This window comes from Herbaspirillum sp. SJZ107 (assembly GCF_006715485.1).
GTDB lineage: Bacteria > Pseudomonadota > Gammaproteobacteria > Burkholderiales > Burkholderiaceae_D > Telluria.
Map to the genome: position 1 here is coordinate 253,690 of NZ_VFNH01000005.1, position 24,783 is coordinate 278,472.

A 24,783-nucleotide genomic window follows, 5' to 3' on the forward strand; every position below is an offset into this window, starting at 1 on the left:
AGATTCTAGCATTCGCGTTTTTGCAAGACGGCGCCGCCGCCCGCCCCTACCCTGAAGCCTCGCATCCACCGAGGACATCATGAAACCCACCCTGTACCACGCCCCGCATTCGCGCGCCGGTGCCGTCCGCATCCTGCTCGAAGAACTCGGCATCGACTACCACCTGCACCTGCTGGACCTGACACGCAACCAGCAGCGCGCCCCCGCCTACCTGGCCGTCAACCCGATGGGCAAGGTGCCGGCCATCCTGCACGACGGCACGCTGGTCACCGAGCAGCCGGCGATCTTCATCTACCTGGCCGACCGCTACCTGCAGTCCGGACTCGCCCCAGGACTGGACGACCCGCTGCGCGGCCCGTACCTGCGCTGGCTGGCCTTCTATGGATCGGTGTTCGAGCCGGCCATCATCGACCGCGCCCTCGAGCGCGCGCCGGCGCCGCCGTCGCTGTGCCCGTACGGCGACTACGACACCATGCTGGCCACCTTCACGGCCCCGCTGCGTGCCGGTCCCTGGCTGCTGGGCGAACGCTTCTCGGCGGCCGACATCCTGTGGGCCAGCGCGCTGGGCTGGATGACCGGCTTCGGCCTGGTGCCGAAGCTGCCCGAGATCATGGCCTACGTCGAGCGCCTGCGCGACCGTCCGGCAGCACGCAAGGCCATCGCCGCCGATGCTGCGCTGGCGGCGGCGCAGGCGTGACCGGCGCTCGGTAGCTCAGCTGGCATTCTCCTGAACCACCAGCGCCAACTGTACGTCATCGCCGACCTTCACACCCATGCGCTCGCCGAGCGGGCCGACCAGCACCGGCGCGGCGACGGTGCGCGCGCCGATCCGGCAGTCCTCGTCCACGCGCCGCAAGGCACCGAGCGCCCGCGTGAAAGCGCTGTTTCAAGCAGAGCAGCAATGCGCTGGCGCCGGCCCCTGCCAACCAGACGCAAAGCAGGCGCATGGTCAGCTGCGGGGCGGTGGAAGGCGCCTGCCCCAGCGCAGCAGGCAGGCCGGGACTCGCGGCCACGGCTGCCATCTCCATCGGCACCATGTGCCGGTATACCGGCCAGCAGCATAGCGCCACCCCGAGCGCCCTGCGACTTGTCCTGTCAGCGTCGAGCTCGTACACTGAACCATAACGACCCGTCCGCTATTGGCCAAGCGCTCTCCTTCGCCAACCGAACGGTAACTTCATTCAGACACGCAGGCGTCAAATGCTCTCCTTCCGTAATTTCAACAACTCCTTTGTTCACGGAGCAGCAGCCTATTCTGCATATGCGCTAGGGCCATTTATGCACAGCATATCGAGCCTGATATTGGCTGGCCTCATCTGTGTATATGCCGGGTGGTTTCGTCAGGCATATCTCGCGTCGTTCCTGGGTGGCGTGATTGTCGCTGTCGTCAGCTGGACATTTGTGGGAATGTTGAGCTTGCCTGAACCCGGTTTTGGCATATTTTTCATGGTCCCGTTCGCGTTGCTGGTGATCTTGCCAACCGTACTCGCAGGATACGTCATCGGAAAATTTATATTTGCGATAGCGCATCGAAGAGACAAAGGTGGTGAAAGCCATCCTTGATCTACCGCCGCCTTGGCGCTGTAAGAAAAACATGTTCAGTCTGCAGAGTATCAAGGCATGGTTTCTCGCCAGACGGCCAAAGCCGTTGAGTGAACTACTGGCCGTTGAATTCGACGACGCACGCGTCAGGGTGCTTGTCCTTGCGAGACTTGATCCTGTCTGGAATCAGGAATTCTTCTGGGCCGACATCTTGCGCGTTTGCTTCAAGGATGAGGGCCTCTACGCATCGGATTCAATCATTATCCAATTGCACGGACGAGAGAGGCCGGTGGTCGTGCCGAGCGAGGCCAGGGGCGGCTCTGAATTTCTTGGCGCGTTAACGGAGCGCGGCTATTTCCCCCAGGATGTTTGGCGACGTGCACTAGGAGAGACGAGTGGCGCCATGCATTGCTGGCCGCCGCTCGACAGCAAAAAGGGCTGAGCGTCCCACCGCTCTCACGAACCACCGGCTCGCCGCAACCCATGCACGGTCCGGCGCACGGTACTGGACCGGCGCCGCCGGCCTCGCCTATCGTGGCTGCTCCATCACTCCATATACCGTGTCATGCGCTCCCTCCGCTCCCTCATCCTCGCCGCCGCCACCGCCGCCTGCTTCTGCACCCCGGTCCACGCTGCCGACAGCGGCCCGGCAGCCGACGTCGCCGGGATCCGCCAGGTCGTCCAGCAATTCCAGGCCGCGATCATCGCCCACGACGGCAAGACCCTCGGCAGCCTGTTCCTGCAGGAGCACGGCAGCTGGCTGGAGGTATTCGACACAGCGACCTACGAGGACGTCAAAAAACGCCACCCGGACGCAAAGAAGGTCATGCACTCGAGCTGGAAGGAGTTTGCCGACGACATCCAGAAGAGCACGAAAGCTGTCGAGGAACGCTTCTACAACGTGCGCATCGATACCAACGGCGCCGTGGGCTCGGTGTACTTCGATTTCGACTTCATCCAGGACGGCAAGGTCAGCAACCGTGGCAGCGAGACCTGGCAGATGGTGCGCGCCGAGGATGGCTGGAAAATCGGTTCGATGCTGTTTTCGATTGGGCGCTGAGCGATTAAAATTGTCCAGTTGCCAATACACCGGACCTGCCCCGTGAAAGAACAAGCGCCGCCGCTCGTGCCCGTCCTCGCCGCCCTGCCGGTATGCGCCTGCATGGCGATCCTGGGCCTGCCGGCGCTCGGCAACAGCAACGCGACCGCGTTCCGCGCGCTGTTCTTCGCAGCCTGCATGCTGTGGATCTTGCCGCTGGCCCTGATGCAGCGCGCGCTGTGGCGGCGCGAAGTGTCTTGGCGGGTCGCCGCGCCGCTACTGCTGGCAGCCAGCTATGCGATGTCGGTCGTGAACGCCGTGCTCGGGCAGCGCCTGGCGATCGGCCTCGGGCTGGAAAAGGGCTATCACTGGAACGAGCTGGTGCGAGGATTGGACGGCTGCTGGCTGGCCCTGATCGCGTTCTGCGCCATCCACGCGCTCGCCGTCTATTACCTGTCGCTGCAGCGCACCCAGCTGCGCCTGGCCCAAGCCCTCGCGCATGCGCGCGACGCCGAGCTGCGCGCCCTGCGTCTGCAGGTGAATCCGCACTTCCTGTTCAACAGCCTGAATGCGGTGTCGGCGCTGGTGGCGGCCGGCGCCAACCGCGATGCCAACTGCATGCTGTCCAGCGTCTCCGACTTCCTGCGCGCGACGCTGTCCCACGACGGCCGCCACGAACATGCGCTGGCCGAGGAACTGGCGCTGACCGAAGCCTACCTCGACATCGAAAAGGCGCGCCTCGGCGAGCGCCTGCAGCTGGCCATGAAGGCCGGTCCCGACCTGCTCGACGCCGCCGTGCCCTACCTGGTGCTGCAGCCGCTTGCCGAGAATGCGATCCGCCACGGGATAGCGCCCTTGAGCACGCCGGGCCGGCTCGACATCCGGGTCGAACGCGCCGGCGCCGGCCTGCTGGTCGAAGTGGTCAACGACGGCGTGCCGCCGAAGGACACTGCCGCGAGCAAAGGCGGCGGCATCGGCCTGGCCAACGTGGCCGAGCGCCTGCGCCACCTGTACGGCGCCGACCAGCAGCTCGAGGCCGGCTGGCGCGCCGACGGCCGCTTCCAGGTGCGCCTGACGCTGCCGCTGCGCCCCGTGGCGCCCGCGGCCGGCGTGGCCGCACCTGCCGAAAGGATGGCGGCATGAGCCGGCCGATCCGCGTCGCCATCCTCGACGACGAACCGCTGGCCCGGCTGGCGCTCAGGACGCGGCTGGCGCAGCGCCCGGGCTTCGAACTGGTGGCAGAATACGGCGACGGCGACAGCGCCGCCAGCGGTCTCGCAGCCGTGCGGCCCGACCTCGTGTTCGTCGACATCGACATGCCTGGCAAGACCGGCATCGACGTGCTGGCCGGGCTGCCGCGCGCCGAGCGGCCGATGGCGATCCTGCTCACGGCCTACGACGGTTTCGCGCTGCAGGCCTTCGAGCTGGCGGCCATCGACTACCTGCTCAAGCCGGTCGACGACGAGCGTTTCGAGGAAGCGCTGGAGCGTGCGCAGCGCGCCTTTCCCTACCGCTGCACCGGCGTTGCCCAACCCGCGTCCGCCCCCGCCGCCGAATGGACGCGCACTTTCACAGTCCGCGTCGGCAATCGCATCGTGCTGGTCGACAGCGTCGACATCGAACGCATCGAAGCCGACGGCGACTACGCGACCCTGCATGCGCAAGGCAAGACCTACCTGGTGCGCGAGCGCCTGCAGGCGCTCGCGCTGCGGCTCGACCCATCCATGTTCCAGCGCGTGCACCGCTCCAGCATCGTGCGCCTGGACAGGGTGGTCGAGCTGCGCGCCCTGACCAACCGCGACGCCCTGCTGCGCCTGCGCGACGGCACCCTGCTGCGCGCCAGCCGCACCTACATGCCGGCCCTGGTCCAGGCGCTGGAACGCCGCCAGCGGGCCGACACGGCCGTGCCGGCCTGACGCCGCCGGCTGCGCCGACCGTTCATCCAGCCGAATCGACCACTCGTCATATATGGCTCGCCCGGCGCGACCGGCATGGCTAGAGTAGGCGCATCGCCACTCCCCGGAGCCCCGCCATGCTGGACCTGCAGAACGTCACCAAATCCTTCGGCAAGCAGCTGACCGCCGTGTCCGACCTGTCGCTACGCCTGGCGCCCGGGGTGGTCGGCCTGATCGGCCACAACGGCGCCGGCAAGAGCACGCTGATGCAGATGATCGCCACCCTCACCCGGCCGACCGGCGGCCGCATCCTGTTCGACGGCGTCGACATCGCGGCAAAGCCGGAAGCGATCCGCCGCCGCCTCGGCTACCTGCCGCAGGATTTCGGCGTTTACCGCAACGTCAGCGCGCTCGAATTCATGCAGTACTTCGCGGCGTTGAAGGGCGTGCGCGACCCGGCGCGCATCCGCCGCCTGCTGGAACTGGTCAACCTGCACGAGCAGGCCGGGCGCATGGCCAGCACCTTCTCGGGCGGCATGCTGCGCCGCCTCGGCATCGCCCAGGCGCTGCTGAACGACCCCGACGTGCTGGTGGTCGACGAACCGACCGCCGGCCTCGATCCGGAAGAGCGGCTGCGCTTCCGCAACCTGCTGGCGGAGCTGGGTTTCAATAAACTGGTGATCATCTCGACCCACATCGTGTCCGACGTCGAGACCATCGCCGGGCGCCTGGCCATCATGAAGAGCGGCCGCCTGGTGGCCTGCGACACGCCCGACGCGGTCCTCGGCCGCGCGCGCGGCCAGGTGTGGTCGGCCAGCGTCGACGCCGCAGAATACGACGTGCTGCGCGCCACCACCCACGTGCTGCAGGCGCTGCGCCAGGGCGAGCGGATCGCGCTGCGCATCGCCCATCCGACCCTGCCCTGCGCTGGTGCCCTGCCCTCGGAACCCAGCCTGGAAGAAGCGCTCATGGCGCAGCGCTATGCAGTCAATGACACCGTACGGGAGGCGGCATGAATGCCGGCCTGGTATGCACGCTGGCGCTGCTGGAAGCGCGGGTGCGCCTGCGCCGCACGTCGACGCTGGTGACGATGCTGGCGGTGGTGGCCCTCAGCTGGCTGATCGTCTCCGACCCGGCCGGCGGCCAGACCCTGATGGCAATCGGCGGCGCGCGCGTGCGCTATACCAGTGCGATGCTGGCATTGGGCAGCGCGGCCCAGGCCTCGCTGCTGTTCGCGCTGGCCGGCTTCTACCTGCTGCGCGGGCGCATGGCGGAAGACCTGCGCAGCGGCATGGGCGGCGTGATCGGCGCCAGCGCGCTGGGCGGCCGCGCCTTCGTGCTGGGCCGCTGGTGCGGCGGCGTGCTCTACCTGCTGGCGCTGATCGGCGCCTCGATGGCGACCGTGCTGGCCTGCCACCTGGTGCGCGGCGAAGGCCCGATCGAACTGGGGGTCTACCTGTCGACCTACCTGCTGGTGCTGGGGCCGATGGCGCTGTTCACCGCCAGCTGCGCGGTGCTGTGGGACAGCTGGGCACCGCTGATGGGCAAGCGCGGCGACATCCTGTACTTTGCCGTGTGGGCCGGCCAGATGGGCATGCTGCCGGCGCTGATGGCGGGGTCGACCGCGACCACCGTCCCCTTCGACTTCAGCGGCATGAGCGCCGTGATCGCGGCGCTGTCGGCGCAGGTCGACATCACGAACATGTCGCTCGGGATTGCCGACTTCGACCCGAAGCTGGCCCCGCTGACGCTGCCGGCATCGCTGTGGCGGGCCGACATCGTGGGCGTGCGCGCCTTCAGTGCGCTGCTGGCCTGCCTGCCGCTGTGGCTCGCGCTGCCCCTGTTCCACCGCTTCTCGCCGGACCGCGTCAAGCCGGCGCGCAGCCAGGCCCGCCGTTCGCCGCTGGCGCTGCTGAATGGCTGGCTGCGTCCTTTGTCCCGGCTGGCGCAGCCGCTATTCGGGCTGGCCGCGCGCCTGCCCGGCATCCCGGGACAAGCCATGGCCGACGTCGCGCTGACCCTGGGCACGGCCCCCACGGCGATCGCCCTGCTGCTGGCGGCGCAGGTGCTGGCCCTGGTGCTGCCCGCGGCCATGCTGGCGCCGCTGGTGCTCGCTTGTGTCGCCGGCTGGGGCGTGCTGGTGAGCGACCTGGCCACGCGCGACGGTGACGCCGGCTGCGCTGTGCTGGGCGCCGCAGTGCCGGGCGGCGCGGCGCGCCGCTACTGGCGCCAGCTGGGCGCAACCTGCATGCTGGGCCTGATGTTCACCGGCGTGGCGGCGCTGCGCCTGGCCGGCTTCGCACCGCTGCGTGCGCTGGCGCTGCTGTCCGGCCTGTTCGCCCTGGCCGCGTTCGCGACCATGCTGGGCCGCACCAGCGGCAGCGCCCGCACCTTCCTGGTGCTGTTCCTGTTCGGGCTGTACATGGGCGTCCAGATCCACGACGTGCCGATGGCCGACGTGGTCGGCTTCCACGGCACGGCAACGCCGGTGTCGGTGCTGGCCTGGAGCGCGATGGGCGCCGTGGCGGCATGCGCCGGGCACCTGTGGAACCGGCGCCCGGCGCAACTGGCCTAGGCCCTTGTCGTCATCGGCTGCGGCTGCGGCGGCGGCGCAGCAGGCCCAGGCCGCCGAGGCCCGCCAGCAGCAGCGCGGCGCTGGCCGGCTCCGGCACGTCGGCACCGGCGTCGGCCGCGCCGATGGTGGCGGTGATATCGCGGCCGAAGTACAGGTAGGTCTGGTCGGTCGCGAACTGGAAGTCGTTGCCGAAGCCGTTCACGTAGATATAGAAGTCGTTCGTGAGCGCTTCGACGCTGCCGATGGCCCCCGCTTTGCCGCCGAATGCATAATTGCTGCCCCACAGTTCGGCGCCGATCTCGTCGGCCGTGTACACGTGGCTGTCGATGACCAGGTCGACGGCGTCGATCGAATCCACGGCCGCGCCCATGGCAGCGGCCGAGAACAGGATCGAGCCGGTGATCGGTGCGTGCTCGAGGGTGACGAAGTTGTTGGTGAAGCTGCCTACGTTGAAATCCAGTCTGAATTGCGTGGCATGCGCAGCGGTCGAGAGCAGGACGCAGGCGGCACCGGCCAGTGCGGCGGCGATTTTCTTCATTGAGGTCTCCAGTTTTTATCCATTTTTGAAAAAAAACTACGCCAAAAATATTATCTGAAGATCAATTACAAGTCGCGGATTCGTGTGGCGAACGCAGGCTACCTATCAGATCTGATCGGTGCAGGCGGCGCGTCAAGCGTCGAGAGGACGCGCACCCAGCGCTGCCGCCACGTAATCCACGAAACTGGTGATGCGGGCTGCCAGCACCGTGTTGCGGTAGTAGACCGCATTGATCGGCTGGAGCACCTCCAGCGTCCGCTCGGGGAACAGCTGCACCAGGCGGCCGCTGGCGCGGTCCTCGCGCGTCATGAAATCCGACAGGCACACGATGCCGAGGTTGGCCAGCGCCATCTGCCGCAGCGTCTCGCCGCTCGACGACGCGATGGTGGGCCGGATGCGCATGGCGCTGCCGTCGACGTCGTGCAGCGGCCAGTCGTTCAAGGTCTCCGGTTCGCTGAAACCGAGCAGCACATGCCGTCCGAGCTCGCCTGGCGAGGCAGGCATGCCGTGCCGCGCGAGATAGGTCGGACTGGCCAGCACGCGGATGCGGCTGGTGCCGAGCAGGCGCGCGTGCAGCGTCGAATCCTTCAGGATACCGATGCGCAGGGCGACGTCGGTGCGCTTTTCGATCAGGTCGGTGATCCCTTCGTTCGATGCCAGTTCCAGCTCCACGTCCGGGTAGCGGGCACGGAATCCCTCGATCAGCGGCACCAGCACGTGCAGCATGAAAGGCGTGGCGGCATCGACCCGCAGCCGTCCCGCCGGGCGCATGCGCCGTGCCAGCATCTGCTCTTCCGCCGCATCGACCGAATCCAGGATGGCGCGTCCGTGCGCCAGGAAGAGCGCGCCTTCCTCGGTCAATTCCAAGCGCCGGGTGGTCCGGCGCAGCAGGGTCGTCTGCAGCTTCTGCTCGAGCCGGCTCAAGGTACGGCTGGCCGCCGATACCGTCAGTCCGAGCGCTTGCGCCGCGGCCGTGAGCGATCCCGTGTCCACCACGGCCACGAACACCTGCATGTCTTCGAGAGTCGTCTTCATTCTTGATTCAAACGCAAAAGTCTTTGCGTGCAACTGGCCTTAATCTGCAAATATAAATCATGGACAATGGTGCTTTCGAAAAATTGCTAGCAAGCGCTTCAAGGATCCAATGAAATCTTCCACTGCACTACTGGCCCTGGCAACGGGTGCCTTTGCCATCGGCACCACCGAATTCACGCCGATGGGCCTGCTGCCCGTGATCGCCCACGGCGTCGATGTCAGTATCCCGACTGCCGGGATGCTGGTCTCTGCCTACGCGATCGGCGTGATGGTCGGCGCGCCGGTGATGACCCTGCTGTTCAGCCGCTTCGGCAAACGGGCCGCACTGATCTCGCTGATGCTCATCTTTACGGTTGGCAACCTGCTGTCGGCATGTGCGCCGGGCTATACGACCTTGCTCTTGTCGCGCCTGATCACCAGCCTCAACCACGGCGCCTTCTTCGGCATCGGCGCCGTGGTGGCCGCCAGCGTGGTCCCGAAGGAAAAACAGGCCAGCGCGATCGCAGCGATGTTCATGGGCCTGACGGTGGCCAACGTCGGCGGCGTGCCGGCGGCCACCTGGATCGGCCAGCAAGTCGGCTGGCGCATGACCTTCGCCGGCACTGCCCTGCTGGGCCTGGTGACCATCGGCGCGCTGTGGCTGGCCTTGCCCAAGGGTGAGCCGGGTACGCGCCCGGACGTGCGCCGCGAACTGCGGGTGCTGACAAGCCGCGACGTGCTGCTGGCCATGGGCACCACCGTGCTCGGCTCGGGCGCCATGTTCGCGCTGTACACCTACGTTGCGCCGATGCTGGCCGAGGTCACCCATGCCAGCCCGGGCTTCGTGGCGCTGGCGCTGATGCTGATCGGCGTCGGTTTCACCGTCGGTAACAGCCTGGGCGGCCGCCTGGCCGACTGGTCGCTGGACGGTGCCACCAAACTGATCCTGGCCTCGCTCGCGGTCATCATGGTGCTGCTGCCGTTGCTGATGAAAACCCACGTCGGCGCGGCCATCGGCCTGCTGGTCTGGGGCGCCGCCGCGTTCGGCATCGTGCCCCCGGTGCAAATGCGCGTGATGCAGGCGGCGGCCCAGGCGCCGGGCCTGGCCTCGTCGGTGAACGTGGGCGCGTTCAACCTCGGCAATGCGCTTGGCGCCGCGCTCGGCGGTGTCGTCATCAGCCAGGGTCTCGGCTACACGGCGGTGCCGTTCGTGGGTGCCGCGCTGGCGGCTGGTGGCCTGGTGCTGGTCTGGATCGGGAATGCCGGCCAGCGCGATGCGGCCGGCAAGTCGGCAGCTTCGATGTAATTGCGGTATGGCGTGTTCCCGTCGCCGGCCCGGCGCGGGAACCTGGCCGGAAAGCTGCTTGCCGATCTCGGCCGTTCAGGGTATGGCAACTGTCGACCCATTGCAGACTGTCGCGACTGCGAGGTCAAACCGTTTGTTCGTACCGGGCTTTGAGCTCGGCAATCAATAATGGGTTTCCTTCAACTGAAAGTCCAACATAGGTTTCGCTCTCGATCTTGAGTTGCCCTTCATGCCCCGACACCGTCCAGTGCTGTATGTCCTGGGAGCCTGCTAGCCCGCTCCATTGATCTCGAGCGGCGTACTGCAGATCACTCAATGCGCGCTTTAACCGTGCAAAGACGACTTCGTCGTATTCATCGCCAACTACCCATTTTTCTACTTGCATAACTCTCATTTCATGAGGGGTTAGCAGAGTTGCGAACTTCCGCTTCTGGCCGAAAGCGGCCTCAGCGGATAGACCGCGCCCAATGAAAAATTGGCTTGCGAATTTGTCAAATGCTTCACAGCTGCTCCTTCTGCTTCACGATCGGATCCCGGGTATGCGTCCAGCCGCTCATCAGCGAATACCCCACCGCCAGCAGCGTCGGTCCGATGAACAGGCCGACGAAGCCGAACGCGATCACGCCGCCCAGCACGCCCAGTAAGGTCAGCAGGAACGGCAGGCTCGATCCGCGGCTGATCAGCATCGGCCGCACCACGTTGTCGACGCCGCTGATCACGAAGAAGCCCCACACCAGCATGAACACGCCCCAGCCGGTGCTGCCCTGGTAGAACAGCCAGAGCGCCGCCCCGCCCCAGATCACCGGCGGCCCGAGCGGGATCAGCGAGGACACGAACACCAGCACCGACAGCAGGAGTATCGCCGGCACCCCGGCGATGGCGAAGCCGAGCGCCGCCACCAGGCCCTGGGCCAGCGCGGTGCCGAGCAGGCCGTACATCACGCCGCGCACGGTCTGGCTGACGATGCCGCTGACCGCTTCGGCTTCCTCGCCCATGATGCGGCGGGTGGCCGCGGCGATGACGGCGTTCAGGGCGGCGCCGTCGCGGTAGAAGAAGAAGCTGACGAAGGCGGCAAGGCTCAGCTGCACGACGCCGGTACCGAGCATCAGGCCGCCGGCCAGCAGCGCGCGGCGCGCCGGTTCGACCAAGCGCTGGGCCAGTTCCATCATGCTGTCGCGGCTGGCGACCAGCTGGCGCAGGTAGGCGTCGATCTGCTCGCCCAGCAGCGGGATGTCGCGCACCCATTGCGGCGGCAGCAGTTCGCCGTGGTTGAGCGCCGCCTTGACCTGCTCGAAGGCGCCGGCGATGTTGTCGGCCAGGTTCCAGGCGACCAGCGCCAGCGGGATGATCACCAGCAGCGTCAGGCTCAGCGTCATGGTGAGGGCGGCCGGCGTGCGGCGGCCGCGCATGTGCTGCAGCAGCCTCAGATACAGCGGCCAGGACGAGATGACGACGGCGGCCGCGAACAGGATCGCGGCCAGGAAGGGGCGCAGCACGTACAGGCAGCCGAGCGTCAGCAGCAGGATGGCGGCGGCGCGGGCGTAGTTGCGTCCTCGGGCAGGGTGCGGTCGTGGGTCCATGCGGCGCGGATCGTTCCGATCGATGCGCCGGATGGCGCCCTGTCAGGATAATAACTGACGAATGTCGTGGACGATAGGCTCGGCGCCGCCGGCATGGCGGATGAACAGGCGCGGACGGCCTTCGCGGTCGAACACGTAGCTGCCGGCGGTGTGGTCGATGGTGTAGCTGCCGGGCTCCTTGCCCGGCACCTTGGCGTAGAACACCTTGAAGTCCTTGGCCACCTTGGCCGTCTGGTCAGGCGTGCCGCGCAGGCCAATGAAGCGCTTGTCGAAGGCCGGCACGTAGGACGCCAGCAGTTCCTGGGTGTCGCGCTCGGGGTCGAGGGTGACGAACAGGACCTGCACCTGGTCGGCCTGCGGCCCCAGTTTCTGCATCACGCCGGCCATCTCGGCCATCGTGGTCGGGCACACGTCCGGGCACTGGGTATAGCCGAAGAACATGAGCACCACCTTGCCCTTGAAGTCGGCCAGGGTGCGCGGCTTGCCGGTGTGGTCCGTCAGCGTGAAGCCTTTGGCGTAGTCGATGCCGGTGATGTCGGTGTTCTGGAAGCCCTGCTGCGCGGCCGAGGCGGCCGCCTTCCCCGGCGGCTTGCCCGGCATCTTGTCGCACGCCGTGAGGGACACGCCGAGGGTGCAGGCGACAAGCAGGGACGGCAGCAGTTTTTTCATGTCAGAAGCTCAGATATTGTTTCAGGTAGTGGTCGACCAGCAGCGCCGCGAACAGCAGCGACAGGTAGACGATCGACCAGGCGAAGGCCTTGCGCGCGATCTGGTCGCTGTAGTGCTTGTGGATCAGCCAGCCGTAGCGCAGGAACACGGCATTCAGCGCGACCGCCGCCACCAGGTAGAACAGGCCGCTCATGCCCACCGCAAACGGCAGCAGCGTGCAGGCGGCCAGCGCGATCGAGTACAGCCAGACCTGCAGGCCGGTGTAGGCCATGCCGTGCGTGACCGGCATCATCGGCAGGCCGGAGCGCACGTAGTCGTCGCGCCGGTACATTGCCAGCGCCCAGAAGTGCGGCGGGGTCCAGACGAAGATGATCAGGACCAGCAGCCAGGCTTCCATCGGCACCTCGCCCGCGACCGCGGCCCAGCCCAGCGCCGGCGGCATGGCGCCAGACAGGCCGCCGATGACAATGTTCTGCGGCGTATTCGGCTTGAGCAGGATCGTGTAGATCAGCGCATAGCCGACGAAGGTGACGAAGGTCAGCCACATCGTCAGCGGGTTGACCATGGTGTACAGCACGCCCATGCCGAGGCCGCCGATGATGGCGGAGAAGATCAGTGTCTGGGTGGTGCTGAGTTCCCCCATGGCGGTCGCGCGGCGCGCGGTCCGGGCCATGCGGGCGTCGATCTCGGCTTCGATCAGGCAGTTGACGGCGAAGGCGGCGCCGGCCAGCAGCCAGATGCCGATCGTGCCCCAGACCAGCACGTGCCAGCCGGGGAAGCCGTCGGTGGCGAGGAACATGCCGATCACGGCGCAGAAGACGGCCAGCTGGGTGACGCGCGGCTTGGTCAGCGCCCAGTACTGTGCAATCCGGTTGGGTGGTTTGTGGGTGGCGGTCTGGGTAATCATGAATGGCTCGCAGGCGCCGGGGTTTGTCGTCGGGACAAGCGGGGCGCCAGGTCGAGTTGATGCTGTACCTTGTAGTTTAACATGGTCACCAGCAGGACGAGGAGCGCGGCCCCGGCGTTGTGCAACACCGCGATCACCAGCGGGAAGTTCAGGAACACGGTGGCGATGCCGGTCAGCGCTTGGGCGATCACGACCAGCACCAGGTTGCGCGCGGTCTTGTGCAGGCCGGGGATGCGCCAGGCGCGCCAGGCCGTGAAGCACAGCACCAGCACCACCACCGCCGCGAAATTGCGGTGCACCCAGTGGATCGCGGTCAGGGCCGCGAACGGGATGTAGTGGCCGGCGGCGGTCTTGCCGAGCTCGCGCCACAGCGTGAAGCCGTGCTCGAAGTCCATCTCCGGCACCAGCTGGCCGTTACACAGTGGGAAATCGTTGCAAGCCAGCGTGGCGTAATTGGTGCTGACCCAGCCACCCAGCGCCAGCTGCACCAGCAGCACCGCGCCCGACAGCCAGGCCAGCGGACGCAGGCGGCGCAGCGCCTGCAGCGCGCGCGGGTCGGCGGCGGCCGGCGGCGCCAGCAGCTTGTCTTCGCGGCCCCCGAGCCAGACCGCCATCGCCAGCATGGTCATGCCGAACAGCAGGTGCAGGGTGACGATCACCGGCTGCAGCTTCAGGGTCACGGTCCAGGCGCCGAATGCGCCCTGCACGCAGACCCACAGCAGCAGCAGGGTCGGCAGTGCCGGACCGTGGATCGGTCCCTGCATCGGCGGATGCGCCGCCCTGCCCTTGCGCGCGCGCGACCACTGGCGCCAGGACGCCGCCACCAGCACGATGATCAGGAAGCCGATGCCCATCGCCAGGAAGCGGTGGACCATCTCGATCCAGGCTTTCATCTTCGTCACCGGGCCGGTCGGCATCAGGGCTTCGGCGGCGGCGATGTGCGCGTGCGCCAGGAACGGATTGGCTTCGCCGTAGCAGCCCGGCCAGTCCGGGCAGCCGAGGCCCGAATCGGTGAGACGGGTAAAACCGCCGAACACGATCAGGTCGAAGGTGATGAAGGCGATCACCCAGGCCAGCTTGCGGTACTTGTTGACACCGGTCGCGGTCCAGACGAGGGCCAGCGGCACCGAGGCCGCCAGGAAGCCGGTCAGCGCCAGCAATACGAAATTGGATACTTGCATGTTGCTTGTTACAGTGAGTGACTCAGCCGACGGCGGATGCCTTCAGCAGTTTATAGATATCCTTGTACACCTTGCGCGGCTCGGGATCGGCCGGGAAGCGCATCATCAGGTGGCCGAGCGGGTCGATCATGTAGATGTGGCGCTCGGTGCTGTCGCCGGCGTCGACCGGCAGCCAGGCCTTCACTGCCGCCGCGTCCGCACGCAGCATGTGGGTACCGTCGAATTCGCGGATGACGATGGTGTCGAGCGGCTCGCGGTCGAGGATCAGCCAGACCCGCTCGACACGGTTCATCTCCTTGCCCTGCATCAGGCGTAGCTGGCGCATCGTGAACAGCTGCTGCTGGCAGGCCTGGGCGCAGGCACCGGAACCGGTCATCAGCATCACCCACTTGCCCTTGAACCCCTGCAGCGGCATCGGGCGGCCGTCCAGCGTGGTGGTAGTCATGCTCGGTAGGGGATGGGCGCGCTGGTCGATCAGCGTGCCGTAGTTGTTGCGGCGCTCCGGCTTGATCCAGTAATAGCTGATATACGAGGCGATCAGCGGCGCGGCGCACACCAGCAGCACCAGCCACAGCATCCTGCGCCCGCGCCTGGTCCGTTCAGCGCCCGGTTCGCGTGTCAGGTTCGGTTCCACTCTTGCTTCCACGTCGGTACCCCGTTATCACAAAAAATCCAAAGGCCATGGCGGCCAGCGCGTACCACTGGAAGGCATAGCCCTTGTGGCGGTCGACGTCGATGCCCGGCGCCGGCCATTTGCGCACCAGGGGTTCGCCGGCCACATTCGGACCGGTCTGCTCCAGCAGGAAAGGCTGCAGGGACAGGCCGGTGGCACGCGCAAAGCCATCGACTTCCAGGTTCTGCACGATGGCGCCCGGCGCCAGCGCCGGCGGCGTCCCCAGCTGCATTACGCGCGCCGGATGCAGCACGGCGACGCCCTCGATGGTGACGGTGCCGGCCGGCGTGTCGAATTTGGGCATGTGCGCGTAGCCGGCCGGATCGCGCGCCAGCCAGCCGCGCGCCACCAGCACCTGCCGGCGCGAACCCGCTATTGTAAACGGCATCAGCAAAACGAACCCGCTGCGGCCGCCCTGCGGGCGGTTGTCGAGGAATACCGGCCAGTTGGGGTCGAATCGGCCGGTCACAATGACACGCCGGTATTCGATGGCCGCCGGATCCTGCAGTGCCTCGCCCAGCACCAGCGGCGGCGCGGCGGTGCGCTGTGCCAGCTTGTGCTGGAGTGCGGTTTTCTCGAGCGCGCGCCGCGTCTGCCAGTTGCCGAGCGCGATACCGAGGGCCACCAGCACCAGCATCGCCAGGAAAGGGATAGTCCTAAAACGGAAGCGCAATCGCATTACAATTAAATCTTGATAATTCCATATCAGGGCTCGCCATGAAGATCGTCGTCGCCGTCGCTTTCGTGCTCATCATCGGCAGCCTGGCCTCTGCCCTGTTCTTCCTCATGCGCGACAAGGGACGCAGCAACCGCACGGTGCAGGCGCTGGCGATGCGGGTGGGGTTGTCGATTACGCTGTTTTTACTGGTGCTGTTTTCGTACAAGATGGGGTGGATTCAGCCGACGGGCCTGCGCTAGCGTTTCGATAACTCGTACAACTTGGGTCCCTGCCTTCGCAGGGACGACGTGTCAGCTCTTATAACCAATACACGACAACATAAAGCCCCAACCACACCACATCCACGAAGTGCCAGTACCAGGCCGCCCCTTCGAACCCGAAGTGGTTCTCGGCCGTGAAATGCCCGCGCAGCACGCGGTACAGCACCACCGACAGCATGATCGCCCCCATGGTCACGTGGAAGCCGTGGAAGCCGGTCAGCATGAAGAAGGTCGAACCGTAGATGCCCGAAGTGAGTTTCAGGTTCAGCTCGGTGTAGGCATGGTGGTACTCGTAGGCCTGGAAGCCCATGAAGACGGCGCCCAGCAGGATGGTGCAGAACAGCCAGAACGCGGTCTTGCTGCGATGGCCGAGGCGCAGGGCGTGGTGGGCGATGGTCAGCGTCACGCCCGAGGTCAGCAGCAGCGCAGTGTTGATGGTCGGGATCGGGAACGGGCCCATGGTGTTGAAGCCTTCCACGGTGCCGGCCGGGCCGACGTTGCCCCAGTGGCCGGCGAAGTCGGGCCAGATCACCTTGTGGTCGAGGTCGGACAGCCAGGGCATGCTCACCGCGCGCGCGTAGAACAGCGCGCCGAAGAAGGCGCCGAAGAACATCACTTCCGAGAAGATGAACCAGCTCATCGACCAGCGGTAGGACAAATCGATGCGCGCGCTGTACTTGCCGGATTCCGATTCACCGATGGCGTCGCCGAACCAGAAGTACAGCACCACCAGCATCGCCAGGATACCGGCGCCGCACACGCCCGGCCCCCAGCCGGCGCCGTTGACCCAGCCCGAGGCGCCCGCCATCGTGGTCAGCATCGAGATGCCGGCGATCATCGGCCAGCGCGAGGGACCGGGGACGAAGTAATAAGGCGCGCTGTGCGCCGCGCCGTGTGCGGTGGCGGGCGCCGTGCTGTGTGTGGCATTCTGTGGCGAACTCATCCTGCTCTCCTCCATCAAACCTGTTGATATTGTCGAATCCTGTTTTGTTCATGCCCTGGCGACGGCCAGCCGCACCACCAGCATCAGGATGCCGATGAACACCAGCGCCCCGATCAGGCCGCCCACGATCACATAGACCGGGTTCAGGTTGGCCGCGTCGCGTTCGTAATCCTTGCGCTTGCGTACGCCGAAAAAGGACCAGAACACCGCCTTCATCGTGGCGCCGAACGATGCCGGGCGCCGCTCTCCATCGTCCATCGTTCCGGTTCCGTCCTCTATTCCTTGTTTGCCACCTTTTGCGCCGCCACCGCCCCGCCGATCTCGAAGAAGGTGTACGACAGCGTGATGTTCTTCACTTCGCGCGGCAGCGCCGGGTCGATGAAGAATACCACCGGCATCTGGCGCGCCTCGTTCGGTCCCAGCACCTGCTCCTGGAAGCAGAAGCACTCGACCTTCTTAAAATGCGGCATCGCCGACTGCGGCGCATAGCTCGGGATGGCCTGCGCCTTGACCGTGCGCGCCTGCGTGTTCACGACTTCGTACACCACCGTCGCCATCTCGCCCGGATGCACGTCGACGCTGCGCTGGGTCGGGCGGAAGCGCCACGGTCCCTGGGCATTGCCGTCCAGTTCGACGGTGACGGTGCGCGCCAGGTCGACCTGGGTGTTCACCGGCGCCGCCACCGTGCCGTCCTTCTGCGTCAGCACGTTGATGCCGAGCGCCTCGCACACCTGGCGGTAGACCGGCACCAGCGCATAGGCGAACCCGAACATGACGACGGCGATCACCACCAGCTTGACCAGCACGGTGCGGTTGAGAACGCGTTCCTCCTGGCCGGCGTGGGCGTGCATGCGCTATCAGCCCAGCCAGAGCCGCTTGACGAACAGCAGCACGAAGAAGAACAGTGCCAGGCCGCCTACCCAGAAGGCGGTACGCAGGTTCCTTTTGCGGTCGATCATGCCCGACTCCTTACTTGATTGCTCACTTCACCAGCGGCGGATTCTCGAAGGTGTGGAACGGGGCCGGGCTCGGCACGGTCCACTCCAGCCCTTCCGCGCCTTCCCATGGTTTGGCGTCGGCCGGCTGGCCGCCGCGGATGGTCGGCAGCACCACGAACAGCAGGAAGTACACCTGGCTCAGGCCGAAGCCGAAGGCGCCGATCGAGACCACCATGTTCCAGTCGGTGAACACGCCGTTGTAGTCGGCATAGCGGCGCGGCATGCCGGACAGGCCCAGGAAGTGCATCGGGAAGAAGGTGATGTTGAACCAGATCAGCGAGTTCCAGAAGTGGATCTTGCCGCGCAGTTCAGGGTACATGTGGCCGGTCCATTTCGGCGCCCAGTAATAGAAGCCGGCAAACAGCGCGAACAGCGAGCCGGCCACCAGCACGTAGTGGAAGTGGGCCACCACGTAATAAGTGTCCTGCACCTGGATGTCGATCGGGGTCACAGCCAGGATCAGGCCGGTGAAGCCGCCCATCGTGAACACGAAGATGAAGCCGACCGCGAACAGCATCGGCGTCTCGAAGGTCATCGAACCCTTCCACATCGTCGCCACCCAGTTGAACACCTTCACGCCGGTCGGCACCGCGATCAGCATGGTGGCGTACATGAAGAACAGCTGGCTGGTCACCGGCATGCCGGTGGTGAACATGTGGTGGGCCCAGACGATGAAGGAGAGGATCGCGATCGAGGCGGTCGCGTACACCATCGAGGCATAGCCGAACAGCGGCTTGCGGGCAAAGGCCGGGATGATCTGCGAGATGATGCCGAAGGCCGGCAGGATCATGATGTAGACCTCGGGGTGGCCGAAGAACCAGAAGATGTGCTGGTACATGACCGGGTCGCCGCCGCCGGCCGCGTTGAAGAAGGAGGTGCCGAAGTGGCGGTCGGTCAGGGTCATGGTGATGGCGCCTGCCAGCACCGGCATCACGGCGATCAGGAGGTAGGCGGTGATCAGCCAGGTCCAGCAGAACATCGGCATCTTCATCAGCGTCAGGCCGGGCGCGCGCATGTTGAGGATGGTGACGATGATGTTGATCGAGCCCATGATCGACGAGGCGCCCATGATGTGCAGCGCAAAGATCGCCATGTCCATGCCCGGTCCCATCTGGGTCGACAGCGGCGCATACAGGGTCCAGCCGGCTGCGGTGGCGCCGCCCGGTGCGAAGAAGGACCCGGCCAGCAGCAGCGCCGCCGGCGGCAGCAGCCAGAACGAGAAGTTGTTCATGCGCGCGAACGCCATGTCCGAAGCCCCGATCTGCAGCGGGATCATCCAGTTGGCGAAGCCCACGAAGGCCGGCATGATCGCGCCGAACACCATCACCACGCCGTGCATGGTGGTGAGCTGGTTGAAGAATTCGGGACGGAAGAACTGCAGCCCAGGCTGGAACAGCTCGGTGCGGATCATGAGGGCCAGCACGCCGCCCGAGAGCAGCATGACGAAGGCGAACCACAGGTACAGGGTCCCGATGTCCTTGTGGTTGGTGGCGAACAGCCAGCGGCGGTAGCCGTGCGGATGATCGTGGGCGTGGTCGTGACCGTGTTGGTGTTCGTGTGCGTTGTCGAGCGTGCTGGAAGTCATGTCAATGTCCTAAGCGAGCTGAACTTCATGAGCCACCCGATGCAGCAAGGTGACCCTGTCTCCTTGAATCCGAACTGTATGCGTACCGTTTTTTTTGAACCGCTTATTTGCCGCGTGCCGCCAGCACCTCGGCCGGTTGTACGATATTCTCCTCGGCCTTGTTCGTCCAGTTATTACGCGTGTAGGTGATCACCGATGCGATGTCGGTGTCGGACAGCTGCTTCCAGGCCGGCATCGCGCTCGGGTACTTGCCGCTGTGCTTGCCGTTCAGCAGGACGGCGATCTGTTCCGCCTTGTGGCCGAGCACCACCGGCGAACCGACCAGCGAGGCAAACGCGTTCGGCACGCCCTGGCCGCCGGCCTGGTGGCAGGCCACGCAGTTGGCGGCGTAGACCTTTTCGCCCTTGGTCTTGAGTTCGTCGATGGTCCAGACCTTGTTCGGGTCGTCGGCCAGCGCCGCCATCCGTTTCTTCTCGCCGCTGACCCAGGCCGAATAGTCGGCGGCCGACATCACTTCGACGACGATCGGCATGAAAGCGTGCTCCTTGCCGCACAGTTCGACGCAATTCCCGCGGTAGGTGCCGACCTTTTCGGCGCGGAACCAGGTGTCGCGCACGAAGCCCGGAATCGCATCCTGCTTGACCGCAAAGGCGGGAATCGTCCACGAGTGGATCACGTCGTTGGCGGTCAGTACCAGGCGGATCTTCTTGTTCACCGGGACGCGCACCGGATTGTCGACTTCGAGCAGGTAGTTGTCGGTGCGCTGGGCGGTCGGCGCCACGCCCGGTTCGCCGACCTGGGTGCGCGGGGTGGCCAGGTTGGACAGGAAGGAAATGCCCTCGCCCTCGCCTTTCAGGTAGTCGTAACCCCATTTCCACTGCATGCCGGTGACCTTGATGGTCAGGTCGGGGTTCGAGGTGTCCTTCATGGCGACCACGGCGTGGGTAGCGGGCAGCGCCATGCCGATCACGATCAGGAACGGGATGACGGTCCAGGCGATTTCGACGGAGGTGGATTCGTGGAAGGTGGCCGCCTTGTGGCCGCGCGATTTGCGGTGCTTGAACACCGAGTAGAACATGACGCCGAACACGCCGAGGAAGATGATCAGGCAGACCAGCAGCATCCAGTTGTGCAGGCTGTAGATGTATTCGCCGATCCCGGTGACCGGCGGCTGCATGCCGAACTGGAGTTCCACCGGCCGTCCGGTGACCTCGGGTTCGGGCCGCGCCAGGGCCCAGGCCGGCAGGCTGGCCGCAAGCGCAAGACCGGACATCGACACTGTGAATCGCTTTGCATAAGTCATGTCGTCTCCAACCACCTAAAAAAATTTATTGAATTTTCTTAAAACGGTCAGCAATTCCATGAACGAACCGCCGCCGCTCCGAAATCCTTTAGGCAAGCGGCCGCTCCACAGGTCGTACTTGCTTGACTTGCCATGCTTGCAACCAGTTCGACTCGTCGCGTTTATGCTTAAATTTTTAGCGCGTTGACCCTGCCAGTCGAAAAAAGTGTCATTGATTATATCTAAATGGCTAATTTTTATTCAAGGAAAATTACCTCCCCGGCATGGGATGCGCCTGCACGGCCATTCAGGCCTTGGGAGGCCGGTTCTGTGGCTGAAAACGCACGATCGATTCCCCGGCCGCCGTTGTTTTCGGCGCCGGACGGAAAGCGTGGCCATAGATGACCTCGAACGTCAGGCCCAGCTTGCCGTCGCTGCGGCGTCCGGCCTCGAGTGCATCCAGCATGCGCTGCCAGGCCGCCCGTCCGACCAGGCCGCGCCGGCGCGTGGCCAGCGGGTTGCCGCCGAAGGCGCGCACGTCGGCCAGCAGCGCCTGGGCGCTGTCGTAGGTGACCGTGATCTTTTCCATGTCCATCACCGGCGTCGTGAAACCGGCTTCCACCAGCTGGTCGCCGAAATCGTGCATGTCGACGAAAGGCAGCGTGTGCGGCGTCTCGTCCATCGCGGCGAAGGCGGCGCGCAGTTCGATGAAGGTGTCCGGGCCAAAATTGGAAAACATCAGCAGGCCATCCACGCGCAGCACGCGGCGCCACTCCTGGAACACGCGGTCGGGCTGGGAATGCCAGTGCAAGGCCAGGTTGGACCAGACGAGGTCGACCGAGTTCGGCCCCAGCGGCAGCTGGCCGAAGTCGCCAGCGACAAGGTCAATACCGGCTTTGGCCGGCAGCAAACGGCTGAGGAATGAACGCGGCGACTGGGTCGCGCCGGACGCCACCGCCAGCATGGCCGGCACTGCATCCAGGCCCAGCACCTGGGCCGCAGGATATTGTTTTTGCAGTTGGGCGATGTCGACGCCGCTGCCGCAACCGGCGTCCAGTACGCGCTGCGGCGCGGTCTTGACCAGCGACAGGCGGTCGAACATGCGCGAAGCGATCTCGCGGCGCAGGAAATCCGAGGACGCGATACGGGCCGGATCGGCGAACAGCTGGCGCACGCGCGCCATATCGATTGGCGCGCTCATCTTGGAAGGAGTTTGGGGTGAAGCCATGGTCGACTGCAGTCAAATGAGATAATGGCGGCAGTGTACCTGTTTGTCGACAAACAAGCCGATGACCGACCGCCTGCATTTGCCGCCGAGCTTGCCGATAAGTTTGCCAATGAGGCTGCGCCGCCTGCCGATGGCGGTCGTGCGGCGGCTGCTGCCGTCCACCTGCGCGCTGTGCGGCGACGGCTGCGACGGCGTGGTGTGCCCACCCTGCTGCGCCCAGTTCGCGCCGCCGCGCGGCCCGTGCTGCGCGCGTTGTGCGAATCCGCTGCCCGTTTCGCCGCCCCCGCGCAAGCGGGAGCCCGTGGCGAGCGTGCAAGGACAGGACGTGGAGAATTCATTGGCGACAGAGCCGGTCTGCGGCAGCTGCCTGGCCGACCCGCCTGCCTTCGACGCCACCGTCGCCGCGGTCGATTACGCCGCCCCGCTCGACCAGCTGGTGCTGCAGCTGAAATTCGGCGCGCGCCTGCCGCTGGCGCCCTGGTTCGCCGAACGCCTGCGCGACGCCGTGCTGGCACGCCCCGCCATGGCGCTACCGGATGTGCTGTGTCCTGTTCCGCTGGGCCGCCGGCGGCTGGTGGAACGCGGCTTCAACCAGGCACTGGAAATCGCGCGCCCGCTGGCGGCCTCGCTCGGGGTAGCATTGCACCCGAAGCTGGCCGAGCGGACCACGGAAACGACGGCCCAGTCCGGCGTCACGCCGGCCGAGCGCGCCGGCAACGTGCGCGGCGCCTTTGCGGCGGCCGATCCGGACCGCATCGCCGGGCGCCACGTCGGCCTGGTCGACGACGTCATGACCAGCGGCCATACGCTGGCCGAGCTGGCGGCGACGTTCAAGCGCTTCGGCGCGGCGCGGGTGACGAATTTCGTGTTCGCGCGCACGCCACCCCATTTTTAAGGAGAGAGTTTTGTTTCATGTAGTGCTGGTCGAACCGGAAATCCCGCCCAACACGGGCAATATCATTCGCCTGTGCGCCAACACCGGCGCGCAACTGCACCTGGTCGAGCCGCTCGGCTTTCCGCTGGACGACGCCAAGATGCGCCGCGCCGGCCTCGACTACCACGATTACGCGACCATGAAGGTGCACAAGAACTGGGATGCCTTCCTGGCTGATGCGAAACCGGACACGACCCGCATGTTCGCCATGACCACCCACGGCTCCTCGCCGTTCGGCGACGCGGCCTTCCGTCCGGGCGACGTGTTCGTGTTCGGTGCCGAGTCGCGCGGCCTGGACCCGGCTCTGCGTGAATCCTTCCCGCCGGCACAGCGCATCCGCCTGCCGATGATGCCGGGCAATCGCAGCCTGAACCTGTCGAACACGGTGGCGGTGGTGGTGTACGAAGCCTGGCGCCAGAACGGGTACGCCGGCGGCGCCTGAAAAGGCAGCTTCTCAGGGACAGCTCTGCTGCATCATCTGCAGCTGCTCCTCGCGCGCTTCGTGCGAAATGTTCGGCATGGCCTGCTCGGCGATCGCCTGCCGCTCCTGCGGCGTGCGTGCACCCATGAGCTTCCGGTTCAGCTCGCACATGCCGTACCAGCTGCCGGTGCCCGCCCGTTCTCCTGCACCGGACGCGGTGGCCGCGCCCGCGCTGCTCGATCCGGCGCTGGCACCCGCGCCGCGAACAGGCATGGGCCGCTTCTGGCTGGCCATGCCCGGCTGCGACGCCTGGCAGGCCGTCAGCAAGCCCGCAAACATGAGGATGATGGCTTTCATGTGACGTTCGACTTCGCGGCCGCTGGATCGGTTCCACGCAGCGCAGCGCTACGCTAGTCCGCCAGCGCCAGCGGCAATCGCACCTCGGCCACGAAACGGTCGCCCTGCAGGCCGGCCTGCAGCGAGGCCGACGGATGCATCAGGCGCAGCCGGTCGCGCGTGTTCGCCAGGCCGAGGCCGGCCCCCGGGTTGGCCGGCGTGCCGGGGCCGGCCGGATTGGCGACGCGGATGCACAAGGTATCGCCGTCGCGCTCGAAGGCCAGGCGGATGTCGCCGGGCCCCTCGCGGCAGTCGAGGTCGTGGCGCAGCGCGTTTTCGATCAGCGGCTGCAGCAGCAGCGACGGACAGGCCACCTGCTCCAGCAGTTCGCTGACGCCGTCGATGTGGACGCGCAGGCGCTCGCCATAGCGCAGGCGCTGCAGGTCGAGGTAATCGCGCACGAAGCCCAGCTCGTCGGCGACGGTGGCGGTGTTGCGCACGCTGGCCGTGAGCGCATAGCGCAGCAGGTCGCTCAGGCGCCCGATGCCGCCCAGCGCCAGCGTCTTGTCGCCGTCGCGCACCAGCGCGCTGATCGCGTTCAGCGCATTGAACAGGAAATGCGGCTCGAGCTGGGCACGCAGCGCCAGCAGGCGCTGCTCCTCGAGCGCCAGGCGCAGGCCGAGCATGTCTGTCTGCGAGCGCTGCCAGGCCAGCTCGCGTGCCCGCGCCTGGCGCCAGTAGTGAATCGCCAGGATGGCGGCAAAGGTGCCGGTGGTCGAGAACCAGCCGACCAGCAGCATCTTCATCAGCAACTGCCACAGGGCGCCGGCGCTGTCGATCGGCAGGTAGCCGCGCAGCCAGGCCATGTACAGCCACTGGGCCGGCTGGAACACCAGCACCAGGCCAAAGAACAAGCCCACCACGTTGCGCGGCCGTTCGAGCAGCACCGGCCAGCGCCCCAGCGCCAGGCTCAGCCCCGCGCTGAGGACGATCAGCGGCACCGCATATTCGAGGAACCATTTTACGAACAGCGACGGATAGTGGCTGGCGGCGCCCCCGCGCAGGTTGTCGCTGTAGGTCTGCAGCGCGCCGAGGGCGGTGATTGCCGTCCACAGCAGCACCGTGACGGCGATGGTCCGGACGGCGGGCTTGAGGGTGGGCAGGGGGCGATTCATTGCCAAAAGTATAGCAGTGGCGG

General features: G+C 66.2%; 30 protein-coding genes. 12 read left to right on the plus strand and 18 right to left on the minus strand.

Features of this window, described 5'->3' with window-relative positions; genetic code table 11:
• Nucleotides 1–79: 79 nt before the first annotated feature.
• On the plus strand, nucleotides 80–697 hold the full coding sequence (locus FBX97_RS26820) for a glutathione S-transferase family protein (protein ID WP_141838545.1): 618 nt from the start codon (nucleotides 80–82) through the stop codon (nucleotides 695–697).
• A 15-nt stretch (nucleotides 698–712) separates the two neighbouring features.
• Here FBX97_RS26820 and FBX97_RS29755 read toward each other — a convergent pair whose 3' ends face one another.
• Nucleotides 713–856 carry a hypothetical protein gene (locus FBX97_RS29755; RefSeq protein WP_185748769.1) on the minus strand — a complete coding sequence of 48 codons (144 nt, stop codon included), beginning with the start codon at nucleotides 854–856 and terminating at the stop codon, nucleotides 713–715.
• A 344-nt stretch (nucleotides 857–1,200) separates the two neighbouring features.
• Between FBX97_RS29755 and FBX97_RS26825 the strand changes: the two genes are divergently transcribed.
• The 7 genes from FBX97_RS26825 (at nucleotide 1,201) to FBX97_RS26855 (ending at nucleotide 7,051) form a co-directional block, all read left to right on the plus strand.
• Nucleotides 1,201–1,563 (plus strand): hypothetical protein, encoded by a 363-nt coding sequence (locus FBX97_RS26825; RefSeq protein WP_141838547.1) that lies wholly within the window; start codon nucleotides 1,201–1,203, stop codon nucleotides 1,561–1,563.
• Complete coding sequence (locus tag FBX97_RS26830; protein WP_185748770.1) at nucleotides 1,544–1,984, plus strand: hypothetical protein; 441 nt, start codon at nucleotides 1,544–1,546, stop codon at nucleotides 1,982–1,984. The genes FBX97_RS26825 and FBX97_RS26830 overlap by 20 nt, the downstream gene beginning before the upstream one ends.
• Before the next feature lie 123 nt (nucleotides 1,985–2,107).
• Nucleotides 2,108–2,602: a nuclear transport factor 2 family protein gene (locus FBX97_RS26835; protein WP_141838551.1), complete on the plus strand. Its 495-nt coding sequence runs from the start codon at nucleotides 2,108–2,110 to the stop codon at nucleotides 2,600–2,602.
• A gap of 42 nt (nucleotides 2,603–2,644) precedes the next feature.
• Entirely contained in the window at nucleotides 2,645–3,724 is a 1,080-nt protein-coding gene (locus tag FBX97_RS26840; RefSeq protein ID WP_255517654.1) for a sensor histidine kinase, read from the plus strand.
• A complete protein-coding gene (locus FBX97_RS26845; protein WP_141838552.1) occupies nucleotides 3,721–4,497 on the plus strand; it encodes a LytTR family DNA-binding domain-containing protein in 777 nt (258 codons plus the stop codon). The genes FBX97_RS26840 and FBX97_RS26845 overlap by 4 nt, the downstream gene beginning before the upstream one ends.
• A gap of 116 nt (nucleotides 4,498–4,613) precedes the next feature.
• Nucleotides 4,614–5,492: an ABC transporter ATP-binding protein gene (locus tag FBX97_RS26850; RefSeq protein WP_141838554.1), complete on the plus strand. Its 879-nt coding sequence runs from the start codon at nucleotides 4,614–4,616 to the stop codon at nucleotides 5,490–5,492.
• Nucleotides 5,489–7,051: a hypothetical protein gene (locus tag FBX97_RS26855; protein ID WP_141838556.1), complete on the plus strand. Its 1,563-nt coding sequence runs from the start codon at nucleotides 5,489–5,491 to the stop codon at nucleotides 7,049–7,051. Before FBX97_RS26850 ends, FBX97_RS26855 begins: the two co-directional genes overlap by 4 nt.
• 10 nt (nucleotides 7,052–7,061) lie before the next feature.
• On the opposite strand, the gene FBX97_RS26860 is transcribed toward FBX97_RS26855, so the two are convergent.
• Together FBX97_RS26860 and FBX97_RS26865 are read right to left on the minus strand one after the other, a co-directional pair.
• Nucleotides 7,062–7,589, minus strand: coding sequence for a VPLPA-CTERM sorting domain-containing protein (locus tag FBX97_RS26860; RefSeq protein ID WP_141838558.1), 528 nt, complete (start codon nucleotides 7,587–7,589; stop codon nucleotides 7,062–7,064).
• A 132-nt stretch (nucleotides 7,590–7,721) separates the two neighbouring features.
• Nucleotides 7,722–8,624, minus strand: a complete 903-nt coding sequence (locus tag FBX97_RS26865; protein ID WP_141838560.1) for a LysR substrate-binding domain-containing protein — start codon at nucleotides 8,622–8,624, stop codon at nucleotides 7,722–7,724.
• Nucleotides 8,625–8,733: 109 nt separating this feature from the next.
• Here FBX97_RS26865 and FBX97_RS26870 point away from each other — a divergent pair, with 109 nt between their 5' ends.
• The gene (locus FBX97_RS26870; protein ID WP_141838562.1) at nucleotides 8,734–9,909 is read left to right on the plus strand and encodes an MFS transporter; all 1,176 of its coding nucleotides are present in this window, start codon (nucleotides 8,734–8,736) and stop codon (nucleotides 9,907–9,909) included.
• 124 nt (nucleotides 9,910–10,033) lie between these two features.
• Here the strand turns inward: FBX97_RS26870 and FBX97_RS26875 are convergent, their stop codons facing one another.
• The 7 genes from FBX97_RS26875 to FBX97_RS26905 form a co-directional block, all read right to left on the minus strand.
• Nucleotides 10,034–10,294, minus strand: coding sequence for a hypothetical protein (locus FBX97_RS26875; RefSeq protein ID WP_141838564.1), 261 nt, complete (start codon nucleotides 10,292–10,294; stop codon nucleotides 10,034–10,036).
• Between the two features lie 115 nt (nucleotides 10,295–10,409).
• Nucleotides 10,410–11,489 carry an AI-2E family transporter gene (locus FBX97_RS26880; RefSeq protein ID WP_141838566.1) on the minus strand — a complete coding sequence of 360 codons (1,080 nt, stop codon included), beginning with the start codon at nucleotides 11,487–11,489 and terminating at the stop codon, nucleotides 10,410–10,412.
• Nucleotides 11,490–11,531: 42 nt separating this feature from the next.
• Nucleotides 11,532–12,158: an SCO family protein gene (locus tag FBX97_RS26885; RefSeq protein WP_141838568.1), complete on the minus strand. Its 627-nt coding sequence runs from the start codon at nucleotides 12,156–12,158 to the stop codon at nucleotides 11,532–11,534.
• A gap of 1 nt (nucleotide 12,159) precedes the next feature.
• Entirely contained in the window at nucleotides 12,160–13,065 is a 906-nt protein-coding gene (cyoE, locus tag FBX97_RS26890) for a heme o synthase (RefSeq protein WP_141838570.1), read from the minus strand.
• Nucleotides 13,062–14,246, minus strand: coding sequence for a heme A synthase (locus FBX97_RS26895; RefSeq protein ID WP_141838572.1), 1,185 nt, complete (start codon nucleotides 14,244–14,246; stop codon nucleotides 13,062–13,064). Before FBX97_RS26895 ends, cyoE begins: the two co-directional genes overlap by 4 nt.
• A 22-nt stretch (nucleotides 14,247–14,268) precedes the next feature.
• Nucleotides 14,269–14,823, minus strand: a complete 555-nt coding sequence (locus FBX97_RS26900; protein ID WP_185748780.1) for a cytochrome C oxidase subunit I — start codon at nucleotides 14,821–14,823, stop codon at nucleotides 14,269–14,271.
• 22 nt (nucleotides 14,824–14,845) lie between these two features.
• The gene (locus FBX97_RS26905) at nucleotides 14,846–15,598 is read right to left on the minus strand and encodes an SURF1 family protein (RefSeq protein ID WP_141838576.1); all 753 of its coding nucleotides are present in this window, start codon (nucleotides 15,596–15,598) and stop codon (nucleotides 14,846–14,848) included.
• Nucleotides 15,599–15,636: 38 nt separating this feature from the next.
• On the opposite strand from FBX97_RS26905, the gene FBX97_RS26910 reads away from it, so the two are divergent.
• Entirely contained in the window at nucleotides 15,637–15,837 is a 201-nt protein-coding gene (locus tag FBX97_RS26910) for a twin transmembrane helix small protein (protein WP_141838578.1), read from the plus strand.
• A gap of 58 nt (nucleotides 15,838–15,895) precedes the next feature.
• Here the strand turns inward: FBX97_RS26910 and FBX97_RS26915 are convergent, their stop codons facing one another.
• The 6 genes from FBX97_RS26915 to FBX97_RS26940 form a co-directional block, all read right to left on the minus strand.
• Nucleotides 15,896–16,696, minus strand: a complete 801-nt coding sequence (locus FBX97_RS26915; protein WP_370457376.1) for a cytochrome c oxidase subunit 3 — start codon at nucleotides 16,694–16,696, stop codon at nucleotides 15,896–15,898.
• A gap of 153 nt (nucleotides 16,697–16,849) precedes the next feature.
• Nucleotides 16,850–17,059: a DUF2970 domain-containing protein gene (locus FBX97_RS26920; RefSeq protein ID WP_141838582.1), complete on the minus strand. Its 210-nt coding sequence runs from the start codon at nucleotides 17,057–17,059 to the stop codon at nucleotides 16,850–16,852.
• Nucleotides 17,060–17,076: 17 nt separating this feature from the next.
• Nucleotides 17,077–17,652 (minus strand): cytochrome c oxidase assembly protein, encoded by a 576-nt coding sequence (locus FBX97_RS26925; protein WP_141838584.1) that lies wholly within the window; start codon nucleotides 17,650–17,652, stop codon nucleotides 17,077–17,079.
• Nucleotides 17,653–17,782: 130 nt separating this feature from the next.
• Nucleotides 17,783–19,384, minus strand: a complete 1,602-nt coding sequence (gene ctaD / locus FBX97_RS26930) for a cytochrome c oxidase subunit I (RefSeq protein WP_141838586.1) — start codon at nucleotides 19,382–19,384, stop codon at nucleotides 17,783–17,785.
• Nucleotides 19,385–19,487: 103 nt separating this feature from the next.
• Nucleotides 19,488–20,687, minus strand: coding sequence for a cytochrome c oxidase subunit II (coxB, locus tag FBX97_RS26935; protein ID WP_141838588.1), 1,200 nt, complete (start codon nucleotides 20,685–20,687; stop codon nucleotides 19,488–19,490).
• A 286-nt stretch (nucleotides 20,688–20,973) separates the two neighbouring features.
• Nucleotides 20,974–21,894, minus strand: coding sequence for a methyltransferase domain-containing protein (locus tag FBX97_RS26940; protein WP_255517655.1), 921 nt, complete (start codon nucleotides 21,892–21,894; stop codon nucleotides 20,974–20,976).
• Nucleotides 21,895–22,003: 109 nt separating this feature from the next.
• Between FBX97_RS26940 and FBX97_RS26945 the strand changes: the two genes are divergently transcribed.
• Both FBX97_RS26945 and trmL read left to right on the plus strand, forming a co-directional pair.
• On the plus strand, nucleotides 22,004–22,789 hold the full coding sequence (locus tag FBX97_RS26945; RefSeq protein WP_141838589.1) for a ComF family protein: 786 nt from the start codon (nucleotides 22,004–22,006) through the stop codon (nucleotides 22,787–22,789).
• 10 nt (nucleotides 22,790–22,799) lie between these two features.
• Nucleotides 22,800–23,270, plus strand: a complete 471-nt coding sequence (trmL, locus tag FBX97_RS26950) for a tRNA (uridine(34)/cytosine(34)/5-carboxymethylaminomethyluridine(34)-2'-O)-methyltransferase TrmL (protein WP_141838590.1) — start codon at nucleotides 22,800–22,802, stop codon at nucleotides 23,268–23,270.
• Between the two features lie 12 nt (nucleotides 23,271–23,282).
• Here trmL and FBX97_RS26955 read toward each other — a convergent pair whose 3' ends face one another.
• Both FBX97_RS26955 and FBX97_RS26960 read right to left on the minus strand, forming a co-directional pair.
• Nucleotides 23,283–23,606: a hypothetical protein gene (locus tag FBX97_RS26955; protein WP_141838591.1), complete on the minus strand. Its 324-nt coding sequence runs from the start codon at nucleotides 23,604–23,606 to the stop codon at nucleotides 23,283–23,285.
• 53 nt (nucleotides 23,607–23,659) lie between these two features.
• A complete protein-coding gene (locus tag FBX97_RS26960; protein ID WP_141838593.1) occupies nucleotides 23,660–24,760 on the minus strand; it encodes a sensor histidine kinase in 1,101 nt (366 codons plus the stop codon).
• Between the last annotated feature and the right edge of the window lie 23 nt (nucleotides 24,761–24,783).

Excerpts from the sequence above, each read along its gene's own strand:
- FBX97_RS26820 (WP_141838545.1), top strand. The coding sequence starts at position 80 with ATGAAACCCACCCTGTACCACGCCCCGCATTCGCGCGCCGGTGCCGTC.
- FBX97_RS26825 (WP_141838547.1), top strand. The coding sequence starts at position 1,201 with ATGCTCTCCTTCCGTAATTTCAACAACTCCTTTGTTCACGGAGCAGCA.
- FBX97_RS26835 (WP_141838551.1), top strand. The coding sequence starts at position 2,108 with ATGCGCTCCCTCCGCTCCCTCATCCTCGCCGCCGCCACCGCCGCCTGC.
- FBX97_RS26845 (WP_141838552.1), top strand. The coding sequence starts at position 3,721 with ATGAGCCGGCCGATCCGCGTCGCCATCCTCGACGACGAACCGCTGGCC.
- FBX97_RS26850 (WP_141838554.1), top strand. The coding sequence starts at position 4,614 with ATGCTGGACCTGCAGAACGTCACCAAATCCTTCGGCAAGCAGCTGACC.
- FBX97_RS26855 (WP_141838556.1), top strand. The coding sequence starts at position 5,489 with ATGAATGCCGGCCTGGTATGCACGCTGGCGCTGCTGGAAGCGCGGGTG.
- FBX97_RS26860 (WP_141838558.1), bottom strand. The coding sequence starts at position 7,589 with ATGAAGAAAATCGCCGCCGCACTGGCCGGTGCCGCCTGCGTCCTGCTC.
- FBX97_RS26865 (WP_141838560.1), bottom strand. The coding sequence starts at position 8,624 with ATGAAGACGACTCTCGAAGACATGCAGGTGTTCGTGGCCGTGGTGGAC.
- FBX97_RS26870 (WP_141838562.1), top strand. The coding sequence starts at position 8,734 with ATGAAATCTTCCACTGCACTACTGGCCCTGGCAACGGGTGCCTTTGCC.
- FBX97_RS26875 (WP_141838564.1), bottom strand. The coding sequence starts at position 10,294 with ATGCAAGTAGAAAAATGGGTAGTTGGCGATGAATACGACGAAGTCGTC.
- FBX97_RS26880 (WP_141838566.1), bottom strand. The coding sequence starts at position 11,489 with ATGGACCCACGACCGCACCCTGCCCGAGGACGCAACTACGCCCGCGCC.
- FBX97_RS26885 (WP_141838568.1), bottom strand. The coding sequence starts at position 12,158 with ATGAAAAAACTGCTGCCGTCCCTGCTTGTCGCCTGCACCCTCGGCGTG.
- cyoE (WP_141838570.1), bottom strand. The coding sequence starts at position 13,065 with ATGATTACCCAGACCGCCACCCACAAACCACCCAACCGGATTGCACAG.
- FBX97_RS26895 (WP_141838572.1), bottom strand. The coding sequence starts at position 14,246 with ATGCAAGTATCCAATTTCGTATTGCTGGCGCTGACCGGCTTCCTGGCG.
- FBX97_RS26900 (WP_185748780.1), bottom strand. The coding sequence starts at position 14,823 with ATGCTGTGGCTGGTGCTGCTGGTGTGCGCCGCGCCGCTGATCGCCTCG.
- FBX97_RS26905 (WP_141838576.1), bottom strand. The coding sequence starts at position 15,598 with ATGCGATTGCGCTTCCGTTTTAGGACTATCCCTTTCCTGGCGATGCTG.
- FBX97_RS26910 (WP_141838578.1), top strand. The coding sequence starts at position 15,637 with ATGAAGATCGTCGTCGCCGTCGCTTTCGTGCTCATCATCGGCAGCCTG.
- FBX97_RS26915 (WP_370457376.1), bottom strand. The coding sequence starts at position 16,696 with ATGATCGCCGGCATCTCGATGCTGACCACGATGGCGGGCGCCTCGGGC.
- FBX97_RS26920 (WP_141838582.1), bottom strand. The coding sequence starts at position 17,059 with ATGGACGATGGAGAGCGGCGCCCGGCATCGTTCGGCGCCACGATGAAG.
- FBX97_RS26925 (WP_141838584.1), bottom strand. The coding sequence starts at position 17,652 with ATGCACGCCCACGCCGGCCAGGAGGAACGCGTTCTCAACCGCACCGTG.
- ctaD (WP_141838586.1), bottom strand. The coding sequence starts at position 19,384 with ATGACTTCCAGCACGCTCGACAACGCACACGAACACCAACACGGTCAC.
- coxB (WP_141838588.1), bottom strand. The coding sequence starts at position 20,687 with ATGACTTATGCAAAGCGATTCACAGTGTCGATGTCCGGTCTTGCGCTT.
- FBX97_RS26940 (WP_255517655.1), bottom strand. The coding sequence starts at position 21,894 with ATGGCTTCACCCCAAACTCCTTCCAAGATGAGCGCGCCAATCGATATG.
- FBX97_RS26945 (WP_141838589.1), top strand. The coding sequence starts at position 22,004 with ATGAGGCTGCGCCGCCTGCCGATGGCGGTCGTGCGGCGGCTGCTGCCG.
- FBX97_RS26955 (WP_141838591.1), bottom strand. The coding sequence starts at position 23,606 with ATGAAAGCCATCATCCTCATGTTTGCGGGCTTGCTGACGGCCTGCCAG.
- FBX97_RS26960 (WP_141838593.1), bottom strand. The coding sequence starts at position 24,760 with ATGAATCGCCCCCTGCCCACCCTCAAGCCCGCCGTCCGGACCATCGCC.